Source organism: Exiguobacterium sp. E17S, assembly GCF_057772545.1.
In genome coordinates this window covers 1,598,725-1,624,224 of the sequence record NZ_JBYLRU010000001.1, presented here as the reverse complement: position 1 = coordinate 1,624,224, position 25,500 = coordinate 1,598,725, and the positions used below count along the sequence as shown (strand labels likewise).

Genomic DNA, 25,500 nt, shown 5'->3' with positions numbered 1-25,500 from the left:
CTACATAACTTAAAGGAAGGGGAATGTTTTGTGCGTCGTTTTCAACAATATCTCCTTCGAAGCTGGGTCGTTTTTTTCGTAATCGTCATAGGCATCGATCTTTTTGCGAAGTCGAGAGATTATAGTCTCAGCGTCGATTTGTTTACGTTCTTATTGATTGCCGCCTTATCGACGATTTTCGTCGTCGATCCTGTCCGTCGTCGTCATATGAGTTTTACTTTCCATTTTGGATTCGTCCTCTTTACATTCTTGACGTATGGATTATTATCAGCGATTTGTGTCGGGCAATTGACGATGCTCATCTATCAGTTGCGAACGATTCATACACCAATCGGACGTCGGCGGATGTTACATAACTATCCCTTCAACGTCGCACTCGAATTGTTTTTAATCGTTCCAGCAGGTCTTGCCTATAATGCACTCGGCGGAACACATGGCGAAGCATTCGTGCTGACAGAAAACATCGTACCGTTACTGGCGATGGTTGCGATTCTCTGGATCGTCCTCTTATTGCAATACCAGTTATCCCGATTTCTTCTTGGAGAAAACATTCCAAGTGACGTCATGTTCCAACTGCTACGTTTCGAAGCGGTCGTCATCACAGCAGAATTGTTATACGGAATCTTCAGCACACTCGTCGTTCAAGGGAACGGGAATAGCGGACTCGTCATGGCGGCGTTTGCCTTATTCATCATCAAGCGTGCACTGGGAAGTTCCGTTGAAGCAACAGACCGGATCGAACATTGGGAGCAGATCGAGCGATTGAAAGAGGCGGCTTGGAAAGACGGTGATGCCCAGTTCATCATCGAGCGGTATTTACGACAGCTCAATCAATTCGTCAAACCGGATATCGCTTGGATTAAGTTTGATTTCAAAGAAGGAAAGCAAAGCGTGTACTATTCGTTGAAGGACGGACGAAAGTTAAAAGCCGATCATGTCGAAGGACGAATCATTGAAGACATCATCGAAAAAGAAGAAGTCCTTCTTTACGGGATGCAACAGGAGTGGGATATTCGTCTTTACGATAGCTTGCCGGAAGAGACACAGTCGGTCCTCTTCATTCAACCGGAAGCGACGGAGACGATCAACTGCTCGTTGCTCCTTGCCTCGAACGCAAGTGGTGAATTCACGCAGGATTTTGGATATGAGCTATACCGTGCCCTTCGTGTCCTGTCGTGGGCAGTGGAACGGGCACACGAGCGAGAACGCTTGTTGACCGATAGCAGGACGGATGCGATGACGAAATTACCGAACTATCGTGCCCTTCAAGAGTGGGGCGATCGTCGTATTAAACAACGCGACCTTTATCCGTTCTCAGCCTTAATGATCGACTTAGATCACTTCAAACAAATCAATGATACGTATGGTCATGAAGTTGGAGACGTCGTCTTATTTGAAGTGGCGAAGTTATTGATGCAAGCAACACGCATCACGGATCTTGTCGCACGTTACGGAGGAGAGGAGTTCGTCATCTTACTACCGAATACGGATCTTGATTCAGCCCAAATCGTCGCAGAACGAATCCGCGAGACGTTGCATGCGAATCCGATCTTAGTCGAAGGGCATACGCTCCGGATCACGGCTAGCATCGGCATCGATACATTAAAGGAACTTGGTGATCTCGCGAGTTTGATTCGAAATGCCGACCGTGCGATGTACGTCGGAGCGAAGTTCCAAGGGCGCGACCGTGTCGCATCGTATCAGGAGTGGAAAGAGAAGGTCATTTAAATCAAGTAGAAGAAGGTAGCAGAGACGCTATCTTCTTTTTTGATGTAAAAAATCCTCCCAGTTCGGATGAACGAGAAGGATCGAAAAAGAATAAGTTCATTGTGCTTGTTGTTTGCTGAGACGAATCTCGTTTTCGATTGCATGGATCGCGGCTGACCAAGAACCATAGCGATGAAGTAAGGCTTTCGTCGATGGTTTGTTGTTCCGTTTCGCCCATTCCCGGTACGCTTCAAAAGAGAGGGCAAAGCCAACTTCCTCGATTGCTTGACGCAGAGAAGCAGCAAGTTCAGCTTTCGAATAAGTGACGCTTGCTTCAAGTCCTGCAGCGGTACACGCATCGTGCCACGAACCGAACATCTTGACGATGTGATAGTGACTCGGTGCATGATGGACAGATTTACGCCACATTTGATATTTCTTAAGTGTGATCGTAGAGCCGACGTCTTGTGCGTACCGTTCGAATGACTTTAAGATTTCGTCTTTCGTATATTTCGGTGCCCGCTCAAGCTCCTCTGGCTGTTGATCGACATTCCACTCGTATCCAGCGGCAGACAAGGCTTCTGGCCACGAACCAAATTGACGGATGATGTTTTCTGGCTGAGGCCAGTCATTAACTAAAGCATAACGGCGATAGACAGTACGGCGTGGACGGTCCTGGATGAGTTCACCGACCGCACGGATGGCTTCAATCATCTCAAGCTGCTCTTCTGTATAACTCTGTTGACTCGTAAGTACACGTTGCTTCATGAGTGAGTCCTCCTTCCTAGTTCGATGTAGTATTGAGGCAAAAGTCCTCTGTATTAGATATATCGGTACATTTCCATTAATTATGAATAATTCCCGCAAAATATTGTAAATAAAGTGAATCGGATTCTTTGCTTAGTATAAATGGAAGTCATGGAAATGAAAACAGAATGACACGAAATTTTAATTCTATTCAGAAAAATAGGACAAACGGCTCATATGGAAAAAAAGACCAGACACGCTCGTCAGCGAATCTGGTCTTGAGGTATGACTTATTTTCCTTCGATGTAAGCCCATTTGTACGAAGTATCGGCACCGACTTTGTGGTTAACGATTCCTTTGACGTACGGTTTACGAAGAAGCGAAACACCTTTTTGGTACATAACTGAGATTGCTTGATCCTCTTCAAGGAGTGTTTTTTCAGCATCCTTGAGAGCCTGCCAACGTTTCTCAGCATCTACTTCTTTTTGAGCTGACTTGATGAGTGAATCATATTTATCGCTTGAGTACTTACCACGGTTGTATGGTCCACCAGTTACCCACATATCGAGGAATGTCATCGGATCCTGGTAGTCAGGTCCCCATCCTGCGAACGATAGCTCGAACTCACCTTTAGACTCGAGATCCAACTTGTTCTTGAATGGTTGTTGTTTGATTGTAACTTCAAGACCTGGAAGGTTTTTCTCCCACTCGCCTTTGAGGTACTCCGAGATTTTTTTCGAGTTGTCATCATCATATGAAAGAAGTTCGAGTTTGAGAGACTTCTTGCCGACGGCTTTCAATCCTTTTTCGAATGATGCTTTTGCAGATGATGCGTCATATGAACCGAAACCTTCGTTGCCATCACGGAAATCTTTACCGTCTGGACCTTTCGCGAAGTCTTTTGGTACGTAGTAGTAAGCAGGGATTGAACCGTTGTTCAAGAGAACATCAGCCATCTGCTTCTTGTCGTATCCTGAATCGATCGCTTTACGGATATCCTTGTTCTTCAAGAGGTCATTCTTGAAGTTCATTTGGATATAGTACATTGCTGCATCAAGACGTGTATCAAAGTCTTCTTTGTCTTTGTATTGATCAACAAACTCACTTGTTAAACCAGCTAGATCGATGTCACCTTTTTCGTACAAGTTGACGCCTGTCGAGACTTCCTTAACGATTTTCGTGTTGATTTCTTCAAGTTTGACATTATCTTTATCCCAGTACTGATCGTTTTTCTTATAGCTCCAGCCAACATCCGTCTTCCAATCCGAGAGGACGAATGGTCCGTTGTAAAGGAATGTGTCCGGCTTCGAAGCAAAGTTTTTACCTTGTTTCTCAACGAATTCTTGTTTCAGTGGCATGAATGAACCGAAACCAGTCAACGATTTGAAGTATTCAGCCGGTTGAGTCAACTTGACTTCAAGCGTTTTGTCATCGACCGCTTTGACTGCGACATCGTCTGCTTTTCCTTTACTTGTGTTGTATGCTTCAGCGCCATCGATGATATACATGATATACGCATACTGTGAACCACTCTTCGGATCAAGGACGCGTTTCCATGCGTATTCGAAGTCTTTTGCTGTGACATCGCTGCCATCCGACCATTTCGAATCACGAAGTTTGAACGTGTATGTAAGTCCATCTTCAGAAACATCAACACTTTCTGCGACACCCGGTGTTGCTTCTTGATTCTCGTCTAGACGGAACAGACCTTCTTGAACGTTGTTCAAGACTGTGAAGGATACAGAGTCTGTTGCGACGGTTGGGCTAAGTGCTGGAATATCCGAACCGCTGATGATATTCAAGACTTGTTTGTCTGAAGATTTTTCTCCAGATGTCGAACCGCCTTCTTTTGAACCTTCATCTGTCGTCGAGCATGCTGCAAGACTTGAGCCAGCGATTGTCAGTGCTCCGACGAGTGCAAGTGCCTTTTTCTTTTCCATAAAGTAAATCCCTCCCAAAAGAAATAGATATATCTGGTGAAACGATAAGAACCGATAGGATAGCGATCCGGTGTCCGACTAAAAATAAGAGGGGTCATCGCCTTTTATTCTTAAGCTGTGGAAAGCACCGGATCAACTTGTTATCAATAATAAATACAATATTCAGAAAAATCAATAGAATATTTTCAGATTATTTCAAAATTATTAAATTTATGTGTGATACCAACGTTTTTTCACGAAAAATTATTTTTATGTAAGGATAAAATTAGGAGTTTTTAAAATTATTGAATACAAAAAGAACCAGTTGTATGAAACAACTGGTTCATAATCTCATTTCTGTTTTTGGACGTACTGAAGTGCTTCTGCGACGTGATCTTTTACTTTCACACTGCGCCATTCTTTGACGATTTCACCAGATTCATCAATTAAAAACGTTGAACGAACAATTCCAAAATATTCCTTTCCGTAGTTCTTTTTCAGTTGCCAGACACCATATTGCTCACACACTTCGTGATCGACATCTGATAACAATTGGAATGGTAATTCATATTTTGCGATAAAGTTTTGATGCCGTTTCTGACTATCGGCAGAAACACCGAGAATGACGGTGTTGTTCTCTTCGAACGCTTGCGTCGCATCGCGGAAATCACATGCCTCGGTCGTACAGCCAGGCGTTGAATCCTTCGGATAGAAATAGAGTACGACTTTTTTTCCACGATAATCCTCGAGGGAAATCGGTTCTCCTTGTGCATTCGGAAGGGTGAATGTAGGTGCTTGCATGAAAAATTCCTCCTTATCCTAATTCCATGTTTAATTGATCCGCATATTTCTCAAGCTTCTTTTGAAGACTCTCTTTTAATGGATCGAGTGCGATCAAGTACTTCTCATAATCCGTCCCGGCTTTCGCCGTCTTCATGAGGAGTGGCTGTTCTTCTTCATACCAGTCTGCGTAGTCTTGATAGTAATCAACGAGCGTCTCAGGGTTTCCTTCGTTCTTGAGCGCCTCACCATAAATCATCAGAATGTTACTGTTCATCTCGAGCGCCATATAATCGGTTTGCGCATTGACGCGAGAAAAGACGGCATCTTGCTCTTTTTCATCGGTTTTTCCGATCTCATCAGCCGCCTTCGCATTGACACCATACTCATCAGCGTTAAATCCAGTGAACATGTCACCAAGTGTCGAGAAGACGGACGGATCGAATGTCGTCGGTGTCAGGACGATCTTCCACTCGTCGTCTTTCTTCAATAACAGCTTCGATCCTCGGTTCGGGAGAATCGATCCTTTCGCATCCTTGAATTCGTGGATGATATAGGCGACGTCGCCCTTTTGGAACGACTTGACGACCTTACCGGGAACGACATTCAAGTTTTTCGCACCAACGGCAAGCGGTTCAAGTTGTTTTTCGTCACCCGTATATTCAATCGATGCAAGGTCTTTTAAATCTGCTCGCCCGGATTGACCGAGTGTTTTTTCGTATGTTTGATAGACGTCAAGAACGGCTTGTTCAGCCTTCTGTTGTTTCGTTTCCGTCGTCTTCGGGGATTTGGTATCTGTAGAAGACGGGGCATCGTTTCCGCAACCGACGAGTACGAGACTGGTCGCAAGCAGCACTACGAGCGATCGTTTCATTCGAATTCCTCCTAAGATGAATGTTTCATGGTGCTTCCATAGCTAATCTTGTCTCTACCATACAGGAAATTCGCTTTTTTGAGTAGGATATCGGTACACTAAACGAAAGGGGAGTGATAGATATGAAAATTCATATTACAGATGAGGCATTGCAATACTTTAAAGATGAGATGGAAGCAAAATCAGGCGATACGATTCGCTTCTTCGCAAAATATGGTGGCTCAACGGATTTAACACAAGGTTTCTCGGTTGGTGTTCATATGGAAGAAGTCGAACGGGCAGCAGTCGAAGAAGTCGTCGATGGCATTCACTTCGTCGTCTCGGATCAAGATGATTGGTTATTCCAAGGGCAAGACGTCAAAGTTTCAATTGAACACGAAGAGATCGTCTTTTCACAAGCGAAGGAATAATTGATAACGGAGGAGCGACCAAATCGGTCGCTCCTCTATTTTTTTGACTAGAATAATTGTAAGCGGACTCATGCTTCTGTACAATGGAGAATGTAAGCGATTTAAAGTAGAGATTAAAGGGGGAATAGAGATGATTCCGTACAAACACGAACCATTCACGGACTTCTCACAAGAAGCAAACAAGAAAGCGTTCGAAGAGGCACTTGCACTCGTCACGCAAGAACTCGGCAAAGATTATCCGCTCGTCATCGGTGGAAAACATGTGACGACGGAAGATAAAATCGTCTCCGTCAATCCGGCTAACAAAGAAGAGATCGTCGGACGTGTCTCAAAAGCGACACAGGAACATGCAGAAGAAGCGATGCAAGCAGCAGTCACAGCTTTCGAAACATGGAAATTCGTCAATCCGTCTGTACGTGCGGACGTCCTATTCAAAGCAGCGAACATCATCCGTAAGCGGAAGCATGAGTTCTCTGCCTACCTCGTCAAAGAAGCAGGGAAACCTTGGAATGAAGCCGATGCCGATACAGCAGAAGCAATCGACTTCCTCGAGTACTATGCACGTCAGATGCTCGTCTTAAAAGACGGTAAAAAAGTCGAGAGTCGTCCAGGCGAATACAACCGTTACGATTACATCCCACTCGGTGTTGGTGTCATCATCTCACCATGGAACTTCCCACTCGCGATCATGGCTGGAACAGCTGTCGCAGCAATCGTGGCAGGGAACCCGATCCTCTTGAAACCCGCATCGACGACACCGGTCGTCGCGGCGAAATTCGTCGAAGTGATGGAGCAGGCTGGTCTTCCGGCTGGTGTCTTGAACTTCGTACCAGGTTCAGGAGCAGAAGTCGGTGATTATCTCGTCGATCACCCGAAAACACGTTTCATCAGCTTCACGGGATCACGTGATGTTGGACTTCGTATCAACGAGCGGGCATCGAAACTAAACGAAGGTCAAATCTGGCTCAAACGCGTCATCGCGGAAATGGGCGGAAAAGATACGATGGTCATCGATGAGTCGGCTGACCTCGATTACGCAGCGGACATGATCACGAAAGCGGCATTCGGATTCTCGGGTCAAAAATGTTCAGCTTGTTCACGTGTCGTCGCACTCGACTCTGTCTATGACGAGTTGCTCGAAAAAGTCGTCGCAAACACGAACAAACTCAGCATCGGTAACCCGACAGATGTCTCAAACAACGTCGGACCAGTCATCGACGCAGCAGCGTTCAAAAAAATCACGTCGTACTTCGACGTCGCAAAAGAAGAGGGTCGCATCGTCGCAGGTGGTACGGCAGACGATTCAACAGGATTCTTCGTCTCACCGACAGTCGTCGCGGACGTTCAACCAACGGATCGTTTGATGCAAGAAGAGATCTTCGGACCAGTCGTCGCCTTCACGAAAGCGAAAGATTTCAAAGAAGCAATCGACATCGCGAACAACACGGAATATGGCTTGACTGGTGCTGTCATCACGCAAGACCGGACGAACCAAGAGTACGCGCGTGCGAACTTCCACGTCGGTAACCTTTACTTCAACCGTGGTTGCACAGGCGCAATCGTCGGCTACCAACCATTCGGTGGATTCAACATGTCTGGTACCGATTCAAAAGCGGGCGGACCGGATTACTTGACTTTACATCTTCAAGCAAAAACTACTTCAGAAATGTTCTGAAATGGTGTTTAATAGATGAAACGGGTGTGCGACCTGCATACCCGTTTTTCTTATATCATGTAAAAAAGGGGGAGCAAGGATGAACGGAATGTGGTTCGCGATTTTGCTATATCTCGGCCTGATGGTCGCACTTGGCATCATTGCGTATTATCGGACGAAGAACATGAATGACTATATGCTTGGAGGACGTACGATCGGTCCCGTCGTCACGGCGCTCTCTGCAGGGGCAAGTGACATGAGTGGCTGGCTGTTGATGGGATTACCGGGCGCAATGTATGCAACTGGTCTGTCCAGTGGCTGGATCGTCGTGGGTTTATTGCTTGGCGCATATGCCAACTGGTTACTCGTCGCGCCGCGTCTGCGTGCGTATACGGCACATGCAGGGGATGCGATCACGATTCCCGATTACTTTGAAAAACGATTCCACGATAAAAGTGGTGTCTTGCGTACTGTTTCAGCTGGAGTTATCTTAATATTCTTTATAATGTACGCATCAAGTGGTTTTGTCGCAGGTGGTCGTTTGTTCGAAGCGGTTTTCGGACTGGATTATACGACAGGTCTTTGGATTTTAGCGGGCGTCGTCATCGCTTATGTCTTCCTCGGTGGTTTCCTTGCCGTCAGTTGGACGGACGTCGTCCAAGGGATGATCATGGTCATCGCGTTGCTGATCGTACCAGGCGTTGCCCTCGCTTTAAGCGGTGGGATCAACGAGACGCTCGAAACGATCCGGTCGACGGACGGTTCAAAGCTCGAGTTATTCAAAGGTACGACGGTCATTGGGATCGTCTCGCTACTCGCATGGGGACTCGGCTACTTTGGTCAGCCGCATATCATCGTTCGTTTCATGGCGATTCGGAACTTACACGAGATGAAGTCAGCACGTCGCGTTGGGATGATCTGGATGACGTTCTCAATCGTTGGAGCGATGGTGACAGGTTTGATCGGATATGCCTACTTCACGCAACAAAATAGTCCTTTAGGAGAACCAGAGAATGTCTTCATTCAATTATCACGCGACCTCTTCCCTGGTTTCATTACGGGACTGTTGCTTGCAGCCTTACTTGCTGCCATCATGTCGACGATCTCGACACAGCTACTCGTCTCTTCGAGTGCGGCAACGAATGATTTCTATCAACGTTTCTTCAAGCGTGATGCTTCGGATCGTGAATTGATGGTCATGGGGCGCGTGATGGTCCTTGTCGTCGCTGCTCTAGCGATTCTCTTATCGTTCGGTGCACAGAAGTCGATCTTGACTCTCGTTGGTTATGCGTGGGCTGGTTTCGGTGCCGCGTTCGGACCAGTCGTTCTGTTCAGCTTGCTTTGGCGCCGGATGAACAAGACAGGAGCACTTGCTTCGATGATTACGGGATCTGTCGTCGTCATCGCCTGGATTCTCATCAAACAAAATGTCGAAGGGTTGCCATTCTACATTTCTGAGATGTACGAGATGATTCCAGCCTTCTTCGCTTCGACTGTTGCGCTCGTCGTCGGTAGTCTCGTGACGAAGGAACCGAGTCAAGCGATCTATGATGAATTCGATCAAGTGCAAGCACAGCTAAAAGGTTCAGAACCTGAGCGGAAGATCGTCTAATTAACAAAAAGGGATGTTTCCTGATTACAGGAGACATCCCTTTTTAATTCACTTCATACGTTGTTATTTACCATAAACATATTTGTTGTACTTGTGCAAAATGAGCGTATAATGAAAACAAAAAGTGAGGTGAACGAGATGGCGACACAGCCACTTACACAAGATTTACCGAAAAAACGGACATATATTGGACCAGCGTTCGTCGCTGCCGTCGCGTATCTCGATCCGGGAAACTTCGCGACGAATATGACGGCAGGCGCTCAGTATGGCTACTTGCTGCTTTGGGTCATCGTTGCCTCGAACTTGATGGCCGTCGTCATTCAGTTCCTATCAGCCAAGCTTGGAATCGTCAGTAATCTCAGTTTAGCGGAAGTGATCCGGGAGGAGTTATCGCCGGTCTCTCGCTTCTTCTACTGGGTACAAGCGGAGCTCGTCGCGATGGCAACCGATCTCGCAGAGTTCGTCGGGGCCGCACTCGGATTTCATTTACTGTTCGCAATCGATTTACGGATGGCGGCGCTGTTGACGGCAATCCTATCATTCGTCATCCTCGGCTTCGAGCAAAAAGGACTCCGGCATTTCGAAGCTGTCATCGCCGTACTCGTCTTAATCATCGCCGCTGCTTTTGCGATTGAAGTATTTGAAGTTCATCCGGTCTTTCGTGATCTATCGGCAGGATTGTTACCGGGATTTGAAGGTACGTCGAGCATCGTCCTTGCTGCCGGGATGCTCGGAGCGACCGTCATGCCGCATGCGATCTATCTCCATTCCGATTTAACGAAACGACGGATGGGGCACGTTGCAAATAAATTGTCGATGTTACGGATTCAGCGTTTCGATATTTGGGGAGCGATGTTGATTGCCGGAGCGGTCAATGGAGCGATGCTCGTCATTGCTGCCAGTGTGTTTTACGGCACGACGTATCAAGCGGGTTCGCTTGAAGCGATCTACAAGGGACTTCATGTCACGCTCGGTGGCATTGCGCCATATCTGTTTGCGATTGCTTTACTCGTCTCGGGTCTCGCTTCTTCAAGCGTCGGGACGATGTCAGGTGACGCGATCATGCGCGGCTTTCTTCATCTTCAACTGCCATTGTTCGTTCGACGGACCGTGACGATGTTGCCTGCGATTTTGTTACTGTTCTCCGGTTTTGATCCGACACGAGCACTTGTCCTTAGTCAGGTCGCCTTATCGTTCGGGATTCCGTTCGCCTTGATTCCCTTGATTCGGGCGACTGCGAGTGAGCGGTACATGGGAGAACATCGGAACAGTCGGTTCATGAACGCGTTGGCATGGGTGATCGTCTCGATCGTCATCGTCTTCAATAGCTATCTGCTCGTCGATGTCTTAGTATGAATATTCAGTATTTTTGTTTCGTCTGATTTAAAGCGGGTATTTCATAACTAGAAGCTTTCCGCCCGGAAGCTTTGCTACCCCTATAGGACGATGGTGCGGACCTCCCCCCGATGCACCATCGTCTTTTTTGTCTGGACGAAAAGTGCTATGATTAGAAATAGTGTAAAATATATCGCAAAAGTTCCGGAGGTGGAATGACATGGCAAAGATTAATGAGGAGCAAGTCCGCCACGTGGCGCATTTGGCACGCCTTGCCGTGACAGATGAAGAAGTAGCACAATTCACAGGACAACTCGAGAAGATTCTTGGGTTCGCTGAACAATTAAATGAACTCGATACGACAGGCGTCGAACCGACGACTCATGTCCTCGATTTAAAGAACGTCCTACGTAAGGACGAAGTACGTCCATCACTTCCTCGTACGGAAGTAGAACGACTCGCACCGGATTGGGAAGACGGACAAGTCCGCGTCCCAGCGGTGTTCGAATAAGGAGGAAATGACCCGATGTCACTTTTTGAACATGGTGTCAAAACACTACACACACTCATTCAGGATGGCGAAGTCAAAGTTTCTGAACTCGTCCAAGAATCCTTTGATCAAATCGACCGCGTCGATGGAAAAATCGGTGCGTTTCTTTCATTGAACGAAGAAGCATTCGAGCAAGCAAAACGAATGGATGATGTCGCGAAACACGAAGCGAATCCATTGTTTGGTCTTCCAATAGGCGTTAAGGATAACATCGTCACGAAAGGGATGACGACGACATGTGGTTCGAAATTCCTCGAGAACTTCGTACCAGCTCATGATGCGACGGTCGTCGAGCGTCTGCATGAAGCAGGAGCGATCACGATCGGGAAATTGAACATGGATGAGTTCGCGATGGGTTCTTCAAACGAGAACTCAGCCTACAAACCGGTTCGCAACCCATGGAATACGAAACACGTTCCAGGTGGTTCTTCGGGTGGTTCAGCAGCAGCTGTCGCAGCAGGCGAAGTCTTGTTCAGCCTTGGTTCGGATACAGGTGGTTCGATTCGTCAACCGGCTGCCTATTGTGGTGTCGTCGGGTTGAAACCGACATACGGTCTCGTCTCACGCTTCGGTCTCGTTGCGTTCGCATCGTCTCTTGACCAAATCGGTCCGTTGACACGAACAGTCGAAGACAACGCGTATCTCTTGAGCGCGATCGCAGGACACTGTGAGATGGATTCGACGTCTGCGAACGTCGCAGCAACGGATTACACACAAGCGTTGACAGGTGATATCAAAGGTCTGAAGATTGCTGTTCCGAAAGAATACTTCGGTGAAGGTGTCAGTGAAGGTGTCAAAGCTAACATCCGTGAAGCAATCAAAAAACTCGAAGCACTCGGTGCGACAGTCGATGAGGTGTCACTCCCGAACTCGAAATATGCGCTTGCGACGTACTACTTACTCGCTTCATCAGAAGCATCATCGAATCTCGCGCGCTTTGACGGTATTCGTTACGGAGTCCGTGCGGAAGCGGACGCACTTGAAGATGTCTTCAAGTATTCCCGCTCACAAGGATTCGGAGACGAAGTCAAACGCCGGATCATGCTCGGAACGTATGCGCTCAGCTCAGGTTACTACGATGCCTACTATAAAAAAGCACAACAAGCGCGAACGTTGATCAAAAAGGATTTCGACGATGTCCTCGCGAACTATGACGTCATCATCGGACCAACAGCGCCGACACCAGCATTCGAACTCGGTGCACAACTCGATGATCCCGTCACGATGTATGCGAATGACATCTTGACGATTCCAATCAACTTAGCGGGTGTCCCAGCAATCTCGGTTCCAGCTGGATTCGTCGACGGTCTTCCGGTCGGCTTACAAATCATTGGAAAACATTTCGATGAGGCGACGATCTATCGCGCTGCGCATGCGTTTGAGCTTGCGACAGGTGGATTCGCGCTTCCGAAGTTATAAGGAGCGAATGTATCATGAACTTTGAAACGATCATCGGGATCGAGGTCCACGCCGAACTGAGCACGAACACGAAGATGTTCTGTGGTTGTGCGCGGGAATACGGCGCGGAGACGAACACGAAAACGTGTCCGATTTGTCTTGGACATCCAGGCGTCTTGCCGAAAATCAACGAAAAAGCCGTTGAACTCGCTGTTCGTGCAGCAATGGCACTTAACTGCCAAGTTGCCGATCAAACGAAATTCGACCGGAAGAACTATTTCTACCCAGATACGCCAAAAGCGTATCAAATCTCACAGTTCGATCAACCGATTGGCTTCGATGGCTACATTGATGCGGAAGTCGATGGCGAAACGAAACGCTTCCGAATCGAACGTGTCCATTTGGAAGAAGATGCTGGTAAGATGAACCACACGGGTGCTAATCACTCAGTCGTCGACTTCAACCGGACAGGTGCGCCGCTCATCGAGATCGTCAGTGAAGCGGACATGCGTTCACCGAAAGATGCAGTCGCCTACCTCGAACGTCTCAAGGAAGTCTTGCAATATGCAGGCGTCTCGGACGTCAAGATGGAAGAAGGATCACTTCGTTGTGACTGTAACATCTCCGTTCGCCCATACGGACAAGAGAAGTTCGGTACAAAAACAGAACTTAAAAACTTGAACTCATTCGGAAACGTCTTAAAAGGTCTTGAGTTCGAAGAAGATCGTCACCGTAAGTTGTTGCTTGCAGGTGGTGTGATGCGTCAAGAAACACTTCGCTTCGATGAGACGAAAAAACAAACGGTCCTCATGCGTGTCAAAGAAGGGGCGTCGGATTACCGTTACTTCCCAGAGCCTGACCTCGTCAAGCTCGTACTTGATCACGATTGGAAAGAAGTGATTCGTGCCGGTATCCCGGAACTTCCAGATGCACGTCGCGTTCGTTACCAAGAAGAACTCGGTCTTTCGGCGTATGATGCGAAGCAATTGACAGTTACACGTGAGATGGCAGAGTACTTCGAAGCGACACTGGCAGCAGGCGCAGAGCCAAAAGCAGCAGCCAACTGGACGATCGGTGAGATCCAAGGTCACTTGAATAAATCGACGGAAACGTTCGAAACAGTCAAGATGACACCAGCTCGTCTGGCAGAGATGATCGACTTGATCGCAAGTGGCACGATTTCTTCGAAAATCGCCAAACAAGTCTTCACAGCCGTCATCGAAGAAGGTGTCGAGCCACGTGCATACGTCGAAGAAAACGGTCTTGCACAAATTTCAGACGAAGGATTGCTACGTGGTCTCATCGTCGAGATGTTCGAAGCGAACCCAGCCGTCGTCGAGGAATTACTCGGTGGACGTGACCGGAAGAAAGGCTTCGTCATCGGTCAAATCATGAAGAAAACAAAAGGAATGGCGAACCCTGCCCTCCTGGATCAACTCTTCTATGAAGAGCTTGAAAAATTAAAATAAGTACCTGATCAAACAGCGTTCGTTCCTCCTTTACTTCTGCGAGGAAACGGACGCTGTCTTTTTTGGCTTTGTAATGTCTCGAGAGTTCATGTAAAATAAAACAGTTATGTATCAAATGAACGGTTGAGTCAAAAAGGAGAAAATCTTATGAGACCTAGAGCGCGCGTGATTTATAACCCGACTTCCGGGAAAGAGATGGTTAAACGAAATTTACCGTATATCCTCGACCGACTCGAAGCAGCGGGTTATGAGACATCTGTCTACTCGACGAAAGCGGTCGGCGATGCGACGTATGAAGCAGCACGAGCATGCGAAGCAGACTTTGATCTCGTCGTCGCAGCAGGCGGCGATGGTACGTTGAACGAAGTGATCAGCGGAATGGCTGCCTACAACAAACGTCCGAAGCTTGGTGTACTACCTGTTGGAACGACGAATGACTTTGGTCGGGCAATGCGTATTCCATTGACGATCGAAGGAGCGATGGATGTCATTTGCACAGGACATACGATGCCGGTCGATATCGGTAAGATCGAAGGATCGGCAGGCGTCCATTACTTCATCAACATCGCTGGCGGTGGCATCATGACAGAACTGTCGTACGAAGTGCCTTCGAAGCTGAAGACGGCACTCGGACAGCTCGCGTACTACGTCAAAGGGATGGAGAAACTTCCGCAAATCCGACCGACATATGTCGAACTGGAGCATGAAAAGGGTATATTCAAAGGAGAAGTCATGCTGTTCTTGACATCCAATACGAACTCCGTCGGCGGATTCGAGAAATTGTCACCGAACGCGTCACTCAATGACGGTCGGTTCGATCTCTTCATTCTCAAGAAATGTAACCTCGTCGAACTGATTCGTGTCATGCGTCTTGCCTTAAAAGGGGATCATTTCTCGGACCCTTGCATCGAGCATGTCACGACCTCATTCGTCCGCATGAAGAATACATCAGAGATGAGCTTGAACATCGATGGTGAGTTTGGCGGCATTTGCGAAGGCGAGATGACGAATCTTCGCTCTCATTTCGAAGTCATGACACCAAAGTTCCGGATCGAAGAGATGGAACAAATCAATACACAACTACAAGAAGCAGAAACGAACCTCGCGTGAAGCGAGGTTTTTAAGGAGGATATTCATGATTCCAGTACAAAAGAACGATGAACACGTCGTCGAGATCGTCGACCTGACGCATGAAGGATCAGGGGTCGCGCGCATCGATGGATATACGGTCTTCATCCCGGGCGCATTGCCGACGGAGCAGGTCAAGATCAAAATCACGAAAACGACGAAGTCTTACGGATTCGGTCGTATCATCCGTCAAAAGACGAAGAGTGTCGATCGTGTCGAGCCGCCTTGTCCGGTTTACAACCAGTGTGGCGGTTGCCAATTGCAACACTTGTCATACGATGCAGAACTCAAGTTCAAGCACAACCGTGTCCGTGACGCTTTCGCGCGCCTAGCAGGTCTTGAAATTCCGGTCCACGAGACGATCGGGATGGAAGATCCATGGGGTTACCGCAATAAGGCGCAAGTACCGGTTGCCTTCCAATCGAACAAATTGATGGCTGGTTTCTATCAAAAACGGAGTCACCGGATCATCGATATGGACTACTGCTTAATCCAAAACAAAGAAAACGACGAAGCCGTCCAAGCGGTTCGTAAAGTCCTTGCTGACTTAAAAGTCCCAGCGTACGACGAGAAGAAAAAAGCAGGTGTCATCCGTCATATCATGGCACGTCATGGTTATCACACGAACGAGTTGATGGTCGTGCTTGTCACGAAGGTCAAACAACTTCGTGGTATCGATAAGATCGTTGAAGGAATCTTAAAGGCGTTACCAAACGTCACTTCGATCCAGCACAACATCAACCCGGATGATACGAACGTCATCCTTGGGAAGAAGAACGTCGTCTTGTACGGACCGTCCGTCATCCGCGATCAAATCGCTGGATTGACGTATGAGATCTCACCGCATTCGTTCTTCCAAGTCAACCCGCTGCAAACAGAGAAACTCTACGCGAAAGCGCTCGAGTATGCTCAGTTGACAGGCGATGAGACAGTCGTTGATGCTTACTGTGGTATCGGTTCGATTTCCTTGTCACTCGCTAAACAAGCGAAGCACGTCTACGGCATCGAAATCGTACCGCAAGCAATCGATGACGCACGCCGGAACGCACAAGCGAACGGGATCGAGAACGTGACATTCGAGTACGGTGCAGCTGAGAAGGTCATGCCAGATCTCGTTAAAGCCGGTATTCAACCGGACGTTATCGTCGTCGACCCACCACGTAAAGGCTGTGACGAAGAGTTCTTGCGTGCAGCAGCAGATGTCGCACCGAAGCGGATCGTTTACGTCTCATGTAACGCGTCGACACAAGCGCGTGACGCAAAGTTGTTAACAGAACTCGGGTATACACTCGTTGAAGTGACGCCGGTCGATATGTTCCCGCATACGACTCACGTCGAGAGCGTTGCCTTATTCGTCCGTAACTAAATCGTTTGAAGTGCCTCTTTCCGTTAAGGAAGGAGGCATTTTTTGATTGACCTGATGTATAAACAAAAGTAAATAAGAACCTCTATATGGTAAAATAATCAAGTTGTATATAAAATTATAGGAGGGTTCATGATGACGACTAACGATGTTCAAGTGTATGCGACATTCCGGCTAGAGCAAGACGTATTGTATCGCTATCATACATATATCCAGTGGGGTGAGAGTGAGGCGTCTCTCGGTGCGTGCCTGATGTTGAATCCAGGTTCTGCGACGGTGGATCCTACATTACGTCAGCAACTTGATACGGCAGGACAAGCGACGGGTCAAATTGGTCGATTGGATGAGACGATGCGACAAATCATCCGGATCGTAGAAGGTATCTACGAAGGACAAGCCTTATCGGGACGCTTTCATCTATATAATCTATTCCCGATGCAACATGGCAATGATGTCACATCGATCAATCGTTTCGAAGAACTCTGTCAGGAAACCTCTTTTGAAAAGCAGACGTTGTTTGCGTCAGTCGAAGAATTGCGTCGACATCCTTTCGTGATCACGGGATGGGGCGTCCGAAGTCATCTTGTTCGCTGGACACATCTGCGACAAGCGAAAGAAGAATGGTTGAAGCGTCTTGAAGCGTCGGGTATTCCTCACTTTGGTATCAAGCATCCACGAACAGATGATTTTTATCATCTGTGTCCGAATCTCGTTGCTAGCCGGGAAACGATCAAAGAGCAAATCATCGCGCGACATCGTGAAGTCATGGTACCGAGTCGGAAGCGTCAATGGGAGCGAATCCTTCTATACCGGATGGAAGGTGGACGTATCACTCTGATGGGGCGCAAACGATCTGATGATACGTGGGTCTTCATGAGAACGACGGATGAGACAGCATTACTCGAAGAGGGGGATGTATCTGCGAAGACCTCTTCTGAGATCGTCGAACGATGGGACGACGTGGTAGAACATCTCCTCGGTGAGGTCGTCTTATCGTTACGCCCTAGTTTCGTTCACCCTGAATTTGAAGAGCGGATTGCACCGTATCGTAGACGATGATACGAAAAAGGAGAAAGAGCGCAAAAGCGCATCTTTCTCCTTTTTCATTGTGTCTCCTTATTCAGCATCTTCAGCATCTGCTGAGCTTGCATTCGGGAACAACTCAGCAAGAACACGTTCACTTGCCGTACCGTCATCCAAACTACAGAATCGCTCGAGGAAGCGATCGTATTTTTCTTGGTAAGCGACGGATTTCGTATCGATCTGTTCGATATAATCGATGACTTGATCCGTTTCCTTCAAGAGTGGTCCTGGAACGACTTCTTCGAAATCGAAATAGAATCCACGTAACGTCGACGCATATTTCTCCAAGTCGTACGTAAAGAAGATCATCGGACGTTGTAAGTGGGCGTAATCGAAGAAGACAGACGAGTAGTCAGTGATCAAGACATCACTGATCAAATACAACTCTGCGATATCGCCGTACGAAGAGACGTCATAAGCGAAGCCTTCGTGTCCACTGATATCCATGTTTTGCGCAATCAAGTAATGCATCCGAAGCAAGACGACATAATCGTCACCGAGTCGGGCCTGCATCTCGTTCAAGTCGAGTTGGAGATCGAAGCGGTATTTTCCGCGCGCGATGAACTCATCATCTCGCCATGTCGGTGCGTACAAGACGACTTTCTTGTCAGCTGGGATATCAAGACGTGCTTTGATTTCGCTGATGAGACCAGCTTGATCGTCCGCATACAAAAGATCGTTTCGCGGATAACCTGTCTCAAGCATCGTGTTTTGGAACCCGAACGCACTCTTGAAGATTTCGCTCGAATAGGCATTCGGAGAAATCAAGTAATTCCATTCCTGTGCTTGATTGTAGAAGTTCCGTTTGTAGCGCGTCGCGTTCGTTCCTGCCATGTGGACTTCTTCCATATCGAGACCTAGTCGTTTTAATGGTGTGCCGTGCCATGTTTGAAGGTAGATCGTTTCTTCGCGTTTCGTTAAGCTGAGCGGTTGACGTGTATTGAAAATCCAGTACTTCGCACGTGCCATCGCTTGGTAATACGCGAAGCTGTTTTTGAGCACCCAGTTTGGGCAAGCTTCCTTGACGTCATCTGAAGGCTCATTCGCGAAAATCCAGACGAGCTCAAGTTCAGGGCGTTGTTCTTTTAATTTCAGATAAAGGGCCTTCGGATTATCGGAATAGCTTCGTCCAAGGAAACTCTCGAATAAGACAAGGTTCTCTTTAACCGGCATCTTTTGGAACAGACGATAGAGCATGAGACCGTTCTTGATTTTTTTACGTCGTGCCGTCCGTAATGTCTGCTTTGTCTTAACAGCAGTGATATATGAACGGAACATGATATACGAACCCGTCGACCATGCCTGCAGATACTTGCTTTGTGTCTTCGCCCGTCTCAAGTCGTAAGCGACATGACGGAAGACGTCGGTTTGCTGGCTTTTTGATGTACTGCGCTCAAGCAATGCTCGACCACGTTTTGAGATGAAACGTTTGTACCACGTATTTAAGAATTTTTGAACGTCGTTATCCTTCGTATGGGCAGATAACATACCGTAGATCCGTGAGATATCGGATAATGTCGTGATATCACGCGCTTGGTAGAGCGATTGTCCTTCAAGTGGCGTACTACGTGAGTTTCGACCATAGACGACATAACTGACCGATGTCAGGTTCGTCAGTTTCGAAATGATGGTATGGGCGATAATCGTATCGGCGAACCATCGTGTCTCAAGAACAGGTAGATCATTGAGCAAGTCCTTTTTAATCATCCAGCCGTGAATCGTCGTCAAATGACGCGAATTGAACTTCGTACGAGTATAGAAGAAATAACGATCATCATCGATCGGCATGAGCCATTTTTTCTTGTTGTAGACAGGTGAGACCTTACCGATGATGACTTCACCGCGTGATTTCTCATAAGCTTTGATATACGTATAGAGTGCACGTGGTGCGAGGATATCATCACTATCGAGGAAGGTAACGTAGTCACCTGTTGCGACTTCAAGACCACGTCGACGTGCTGCGTAAGTTCCTTGATGCGCCTGTTCCACGATCGTACATGTCGGATAGAGAGAACGGAGCTCATCGATGTATGTGCTTGGTCCGTCAAAGACGACGACGATTTCCACCGGGATCGACACCTTCTGGTCGAGAACGGATTGAATGGCTGCCTTCGTTTGTGATTCAGTTTGATAGACAGGAATGATGACACTAATTGAGTTCATGTTGATTCTCCTTTTTGATGAAAGAATCCGTCAAAAACGGATTCACGAAAATAGTTCCTGTTGAATAGGATATCACAAAACGAAAAAAAGGCACGACTCTCTTAAAATTCACTTCGTTGCCGGTAATGTGTCGGTGTCTCGCCAGTCGTCTGTTTGAAGGCTTGACTGAAATGACTTTGGCTTGAGAAGTGCAACTTATTTGAGATCGTCAGCAACGAGTCGTCGGACGAGCGCAGGAGACGCTTCGCTTCCCGAATGCGTTCCCGGATGACATACCGGGCGAGTGGCAGACCGGTCTCATCCTTAAACAGAACGGACAAGTAATTGGACGAGACATGAATGGCTTGGCTGATTGATGAGACGGACAACGGTTCATACAGGTGTTGCTGAATATAGCGAATCGCAGCGAGTACATGAGGCGAGTGCCGCAGCGCTTGGAGTTCCTTGACGGCTTCTGCGAACGAAACTGTAATCCGGACATGACGATTCCGGAGTTCGGCAATGCTCGTCGCGGCTTCGATCGTCTCAATCATCCGGTCGCTTAGAGAGAACGCTTCGTCCGGTTCTAGTCCTCCGCGAATCGCAGCGCGTGCGCTCAATAGGACGGTTCCGAGCAACAGGTTCTTTTCAGCGCGTAACGGTTGATGCCGTGCGAGTGTGCCGAATTCACCATAGGCAGGTAACGAATAAGTCGTTGCGAGTCGCTCGCTTTGACCCGTCGCGATCCAGTCAATGATTTGTTGCTCCCGTTGCCATGCTTTTCGGTACGCGGTCACCCCTGTATGGGACGGTGCATCCGCAACGAGTGGGATTTCAGCTTCCTGAATATCAGACAGTTGTTCGATTTCTCGCTTCGGCAATGGTTCCCCGTGCAACAAGCGATACATCAGGTGAGCACAGTCAATCAATCGGTTCTCCGTCGTACGCGGCAAGACTTTATAAAACTGATGATAGGCTTCATCTTGGATATGCGCCCGAAAGAGAGCAGATTGTAATAAAACAGGACCAATTCGATACATACCTTGTTCCGGAACGTCCAAAAAGAGGTAGGCTGTACCATCTTTCAGGGTATAGAGTAAAGGAGTCTTTTTAAGGACGGGCCATTCATTCTCAATCGGCAGGGTTCCCGGATGAGGTGGAGCTTCTGGACGTAGTGCAAGCGGAGTACCATTACGATCTCGGTACGTGACGAAAAAACCGGTCATTCCGTAAAGGTGCTCTGCGATTTGCGTCAAGTCGGATGTCGACAAGCGATTCATGACACGACTCCTTTCGAAATAAAGTGGATTGCTTCTAGTGTATGTCCTCTTTCGCGGATAGTCGAGAACGAACCAAGAAAAAACGAAGCCTTCCGAAAAAGGCTTCACTATCAAGTCGATCGGATGGAACTGAGGAGTCTTTTGAATCTGAATCGTGTCGTTCAACATCCAGTAACGTGTTAGTTGCTTCTTTAGGCAAAAATGATTGTTTTGGACAGATGATTTCTGCAATGAGTTCATTCGTCAAAGCGAAAATCGTTTTTACGGTGTCAGAGGTTTCTTTCATTCGTTGGATCAGTGCCTAAACGTCACTGGTCAGTTTTCATGTCTACTTGGAATATTGGAATATAGTATAACTAAATATGAAAGAATTATGTAGAGATTTTCATCATTTGAGAAATGAATCAACGCGGGGTTCATGATAAAATGAAAAGGGTGTCACAGAGTGGCTAGGGAGGAACAGAAATGAATATTGCTTTTTTCTTATTACCTAAAGATGAGGTGAAATATTTAGATCCTGAGTCAACGGTCAGACAAGCACTAGAAAAGATGAAACATCATCGTTTTACGTCGGTCCCACTCGTTGACAGTAAAGGGAAATACGCAGGAACGCTGACAGAAGGCGATATCTTGTGGGCACTCGAAGCAAATCTCGAGCATGCTGATTACGACCACGTTTTACAGACACGATTAACTGATATTAAACAACGTGTCCGTTATAAACCAGTTTCAATTACAGCGCAGATGGAAGAGATGATTGAAGTCATTACGGATCAAAACTTCGTGCCCGTCATTGATGATGGCAAACATTTTATCGGCATCATTCGACGGCGTGATATCATCGATTATTTTGCTAAAAAAGTAGCGCGGGAGAACGTCAGTTATTAAAAATGAATAAAACTAGTAAAAAAAGCACTGATTTTCACAGAAATGTGGGAAGAAGTGCTTTTTATTGACCCAAAACGACTTCACGAAATGGGAGGAGGCGACGATATAGAAGCATAATGACAATTTAGGGAGGACGATGTGTTGCGACGTTTATCACCAGTCTTCATCGTAGAAGCTTTTCGAAGACGCTCCTACTATAAAACGTTCTCATGGATGATTGCGATCATCGGTCTGGTAGCGTTGATCGTCGCGTGTCAGCATTTGACGAAAACGTTAGATGAAGGGTATCGCTTCAAGGCATCGGGGAAAACGATTGCCGAAGTGACACCTTTTAATCATGCCGAACAGGAAGTGACGCGCTACTATCTATCGTCTTTGAATGACGATGCCGATTTGACGCAAGCTTCAGAGCGGGCGAATCGATCGCTTGAACAATTGACGGACCGGCTTCCGGATATGAAAGCGACCGAGTCGACACGCGAAGAAGTCCTGACAGAAATCAAAAAACTACAACGCCAAGGATACGAATCGAATCATCGTTTTTTCACGACGATGACGAACTTCAAAAGTGAAATCATATTCAATCAGCTCGTGCTGAGTAAAGAAACAGGGTCTTATTATAATGTGTTCTCCAATCTGATTTTAATGGAAGAACAACTGGGTAAATCCGCTGAAATCTTGAAGAATGCTCGACAAAAAGAAGAACCTAGTTCCATTGATCAGCTACGGATTCAACAGATGCGGATTGATTTACCTTTGCGACAAGACTCGCTCATCAAATCCTTGTATGACGTGATTTCGCTTCAAAATGACGCAGGACGTCAGGATATCGCAATCATGCGGGAACAGATGGATGCCTACACACAAACGCTCGATGATCTATTACGTGCTCCGAAAGATTCGACGTACGTTGCGTTAGCGAATCAAGCCGAACAATATGAATCCAGTATGTATCGTCTATACGATCAAGAACTTAAGCAAGTCGCGCAAGAAATGCAAGATCGAGGTAATCAAATCATTCGTAATGCCTGGCTTCTGTTTGGCGCAACCGGTGTCTTGATTCTTGGGTTGTTGATGTTGACCTTATCGTTATTACGCGCGTTTCGCCAAGATCTTTCTTTATTGAAGGGAGAAGCGAATACCTTCGCGGAAGACCGCCGACAATCCGGTTATGACGTACCGGCGCGAAATGATTTCCAGCCCGTCGTCCAAGCTTTTCGGACGATGACAGCCATCATCGCCGGGTTGCTCGATTACAATGACGCGAAGACGAAAGAAATCAAACAGAAAAAAGCGGAAATCGAATCGCTCTTTTCGCAGAATACCGACCCGATCCTTGCGATGTCATCGGATTACACGATCGTGAACGGAAATGAACGTTTTCGACAATTAACGAACGCGACAGCGGGGTGGACGATTGAAGAACTGATTCATCCGGCTGATTTGAATCGGATGCGCCGAGCATTGAGACGATCGCTGGAAGGGCAGAGTCAGACGATTCGTTGTAAGATGCTCTTTGATGAAAAGATTTTGAACATGTTCGTCAATATCATCCATGTCGCCAATAAAGAGGACGATACAGGTGTTGCCCTCTACTTATCCTGTCATGATGAGACGGATCAGTTCCGACGGGAAGAACGGATCACACAACTAGCACTCTTCGATATGTTGACGGGCTTGTTGAACCGGAATGGTTTCGAGCAAAAGATGGCAGATGCCCTAAAAGCACCTCAACCGGGAGAACTCGTCACCATCAGCGTCCGGCAATTCCGACGAATCAATGACATCTACGGACATGGGGCGGGAGATCAGATTCTAAAAGATCTCGCAAATCGCCTCAAGCATCATTTCATCGGAACCGGACAAGCGGCGCGGATTGGTGGAGATGAATTCGCCGTGCTGGTCGCACAACAGGATATCGTCGATTACCAGAAGTTAAAGCAGGTCATCGAACATGTCTATGAGATCAACGGAGAATACGTCAATGTCAGCATCAGTATGAGCATGGTCCGCTACCCGGATGATGCGGTGGCCGTCACCTCCTTATTATCCTCAGTCGACATCGCGATGCAGCATGCGAAACAACAAACAGAGGGTGGACCGGTCTGGTTCGAGTCCTGGATGAGTGCGGAGTATCTTGAATCGGTCGCCCTCGAAGCGGAATTACGAGAAGCGATCGAGAAGAACGAGCTACAATTGTTCTATCAACCACAGATTAATCTCGCGACAGGTCAGGTCGATGGCTGTGAAGCACTCTTGCGCTGGTTCCATCCTGAACGGGGAATGATTAGTCCGGCAATCTTCATTCCGATTGCTGAACGATCGATGTTGATTGAAGAAATCGGGATGTGGGTCGTTGCCGAGACGGTCCGACAAGTCGAAGAGTGGAAGGATACGGAACTCGGAGTACTACGTGTCTCGGCGAACTTATCCGTCAAAGAACTCGTCTCCGGTCGAATCGTCGATTATCTGACCGATGTCCGAGAGATTCATCCAGGGATTGAACAACGGATGGAACTTGAAATTACGGAATCGTTTGGTGTCTTTTCAGACACACGCGTGTTTGATGCCTTACAGACGTTGCACCAGATGGGATATCGTCTTGCGATTGACGACTTTGGTACTGGTTATTCTTCCTTGTCGTACTTAAGTCGATTACCGATCCAACGGCTGAAAATTGATCGTTCGTTCATCAGTGGTCCGGATGCCTGTTCAAACGCACCGCTCATCGAGACGATCATCAAGCTTGCTCATACGTTGAAGTATGACGTCGTCGCTGAAGGAATCGAGGAACTTGAACAAGCGGATCATTTACGAGTGCTTGACTGTGAGTATGCGCAAGGATTCTATTATTCAAGACCGATTCCAGCCGACGAGTTTCGGGTCTGGTACGGGAAGTACCATGAAAAGCTTCTATCTGAGTGAAATGAGTCCTGACGTCGTTTTACGAACGTTTTTGTCATCCTTGCTTTCCACGGGCGGGAGGTAAGCCGCGGCACCACGCACTTCATACGGTGTGCCGGGTCTTACCTAACCCTGACGAAAGCGGAAGTCATACTTTCTTTTCCTGTAGGAGTCAAGGATGAACAAATACAAATACGTTCTATAATCATGTAGCAAAAAAGAAGAGGCGTTTTCCAGATGATATTCTGGAAAATGCC

General features: G+C 47.3%; 19 protein-coding genes. 13 read left to right on the top strand and 6 right to left on the bottom strand.

Going from position 1 to position 25,500, the window contains the following annotated elements:
* Positions 1–30 precede the first annotated feature (30 nt).
* Positions 31–1,728, top strand: a complete 1,698-nt coding sequence (locus AC3B4V_RS08370) for a GGDEF domain-containing protein (protein WP_064299360.1) — start codon at positions 31–33, stop codon at positions 1,726–1,728.
* Positions 1,729–1,824: 96 nt separating this feature from the next.
* On the opposite strand, the gene AC3B4V_RS08365 is transcribed toward AC3B4V_RS08370, so the two are convergent.
* The 4 genes from AC3B4V_RS08365 to AC3B4V_RS08350 form a co-directional block, all read right to left on the bottom strand.
* Complete coding sequence (locus tag AC3B4V_RS08365; protein ID WP_047393045.1) at positions 1,825–2,475, bottom strand: homing endonuclease associated repeat-containing protein; 651 nt, start codon at positions 2,473–2,475, stop codon at positions 1,825–1,827.
* Between the two features lie 269 nt (positions 2,476–2,744).
* Entirely contained in the window at positions 2,745–4,394 is a 1,650-nt protein-coding gene (locus tag AC3B4V_RS08360; RefSeq protein WP_064299361.1) for a peptide ABC transporter substrate-binding protein, read from the bottom strand.
* A 330-nt stretch (positions 4,395–4,724) separates the two neighbouring features.
* Positions 4,725–5,174, bottom strand: coding sequence for a thioredoxin-dependent thiol peroxidase (gene bcp / locus AC3B4V_RS08355; protein ID WP_149427820.1), 450 nt, complete (start codon positions 5,172–5,174; stop codon positions 4,725–4,727).
* Between the two features lie 13 nt (positions 5,175–5,187).
* Positions 5,188–6,027 (bottom strand): hypothetical protein, encoded by an 840-nt coding sequence (locus tag AC3B4V_RS08350; RefSeq protein ID WP_488378121.1) that lies wholly within the window; start codon positions 6,025–6,027, stop codon positions 5,188–5,190.
* A 122-nt stretch (positions 6,028–6,149) separates the two neighbouring features.
* On the opposite strand from AC3B4V_RS08350, the gene AC3B4V_RS08345 reads away from it, so the two are divergent.
* The 10 genes from AC3B4V_RS08345 to AC3B4V_RS08300 all read left to right on the top strand — a co-directional run bounded on the left by AC3B4V_RS08345 (position 6,150) and on the right by AC3B4V_RS08300 (position 18,005).
* Positions 6,150–6,437: a HesB/YadR/YfhF family protein gene (locus AC3B4V_RS08345; RefSeq protein ID WP_023469340.1), complete on the top strand. Its 288-nt coding sequence runs from the start codon at positions 6,150–6,152 to the stop codon at positions 6,435–6,437.
* A gap of 130 nt (positions 6,438–6,567) precedes the next feature.
* The gene (pruA, locus tag AC3B4V_RS08340; protein ID WP_029342578.1) at positions 6,568–8,112 is read left to right on the top strand and encodes an L-glutamate gamma-semialdehyde dehydrogenase; all 1,545 of its coding nucleotides are present in this window, start codon (positions 6,568–6,570) and stop codon (positions 8,110–8,112) included.
* A 79-nt stretch (positions 8,113–8,191) separates the two neighbouring features.
* Entirely contained in the window at positions 8,192–9,703 is a 1,512-nt protein-coding gene (putP, locus tag AC3B4V_RS08335; RefSeq protein WP_488378120.1) for a sodium/proline symporter PutP, read from the top strand.
* Between the two features lie 111 nt (positions 9,704–9,814).
* On the top strand, positions 9,815–11,059 hold the full coding sequence (locus AC3B4V_RS08330) for an Nramp family divalent metal transporter (RefSeq protein WP_488378119.1): 1,245 nt from the start codon (positions 9,815–9,817) through the stop codon (positions 11,057–11,059).
* Between the two features lie 199 nt (positions 11,060–11,258).
* Positions 11,259–11,549 (top strand): Asp-tRNA(Asn)/Glu-tRNA(Gln) amidotransferase subunit GatC, encoded by a 291-nt coding sequence (gene gatC / locus AC3B4V_RS08325; RefSeq protein WP_023469336.1) that lies wholly within the window; start codon positions 11,259–11,261, stop codon positions 11,547–11,549.
* Positions 11,550–11,564: 15 nt separating this feature from the next.
* Positions 11,565–13,007, top strand: a complete 1,443-nt coding sequence (gene gatA / locus AC3B4V_RS08320) for an Asp-tRNA(Asn)/Glu-tRNA(Gln) amidotransferase subunit GatA (RefSeq protein ID WP_058264632.1) — start codon at positions 11,565–11,567, stop codon at positions 13,005–13,007.
* 14 nt (positions 13,008–13,021) lie between these two features.
* The gene (gatB, locus tag AC3B4V_RS08315) at positions 13,022–14,455 is read left to right on the top strand and encodes an Asp-tRNA(Asn)/Glu-tRNA(Gln) amidotransferase subunit GatB (RefSeq protein ID WP_488378118.1); all 1,434 of its coding nucleotides are present in this window, start codon (positions 13,022–13,024) and stop codon (positions 14,453–14,455) included.
* A gap of 147 nt (positions 14,456–14,602) precedes the next feature.
* A complete protein-coding gene (locus tag AC3B4V_RS08310; protein ID WP_023469333.1) occupies positions 14,603–15,565 on the top strand; it encodes a diacylglycerol kinase in 963 nt (320 codons plus the stop codon).
* A 25-nt stretch (positions 15,566–15,590) separates the two neighbouring features.
* Entirely contained in the window at positions 15,591–16,949 is a 1,359-nt protein-coding gene (rlmD, locus tag AC3B4V_RS08305) for a 23S rRNA (uracil(1939)-C(5))-methyltransferase RlmD (RefSeq protein ID WP_035396153.1), read from the top strand.
* Positions 16,950–17,081: 132 nt separating this feature from the next.
* The gene (locus tag AC3B4V_RS08300) at positions 17,082–18,005 is read left to right on the top strand and encodes a hypothetical protein (protein WP_488378117.1); all 924 of its coding nucleotides are present in this window, start codon (positions 17,082–17,084) and stop codon (positions 18,003–18,005) included.
* A gap of 57 nt (positions 18,006–18,062) precedes the next feature.
* Here AC3B4V_RS08300 and AC3B4V_RS08295 read toward each other — a convergent pair whose 3' ends face one another.
* Complete coding sequence (locus AC3B4V_RS08295; protein WP_082874146.1) at positions 18,063–20,192, bottom strand: bifunctional glycosyltransferase/CDP-glycerol:glycerophosphate glycerophosphotransferase; 2,130 nt, start codon at positions 20,190–20,192, stop codon at positions 18,063–18,065.
* 101 nt (positions 20,193–20,293) lie between these two features.
* On the bottom strand, positions 20,294–21,451 hold the full coding sequence (locus tag AC3B4V_RS08290) for a helix-turn-helix domain-containing protein (RefSeq protein WP_214858285.1): 1,158 nt from the start codon (positions 21,449–21,451) through the stop codon (positions 20,294–20,296).
* Between the two features lie 465 nt (positions 21,452–21,916).
* Here AC3B4V_RS08290 and AC3B4V_RS08285 point away from each other — a divergent pair, with 465 nt between their 5' ends.
* A complete protein-coding gene (locus tag AC3B4V_RS08285; RefSeq protein ID WP_064299368.1) occupies positions 21,917–22,339 on the top strand; it encodes a CBS domain-containing protein in 423 nt (140 codons plus the stop codon).
* A gap of 138 nt (positions 22,340–22,477) precedes the next feature.
* Positions 22,478–25,264, top strand: coding sequence for a putative bifunctional diguanylate cyclase/phosphodiesterase (locus AC3B4V_RS08280; protein ID WP_290721272.1), 2,787 nt, complete (start codon positions 22,478–22,480; stop codon positions 25,262–25,264).
* Positions 25,265–25,500: the final 236 nt, after the last annotated feature.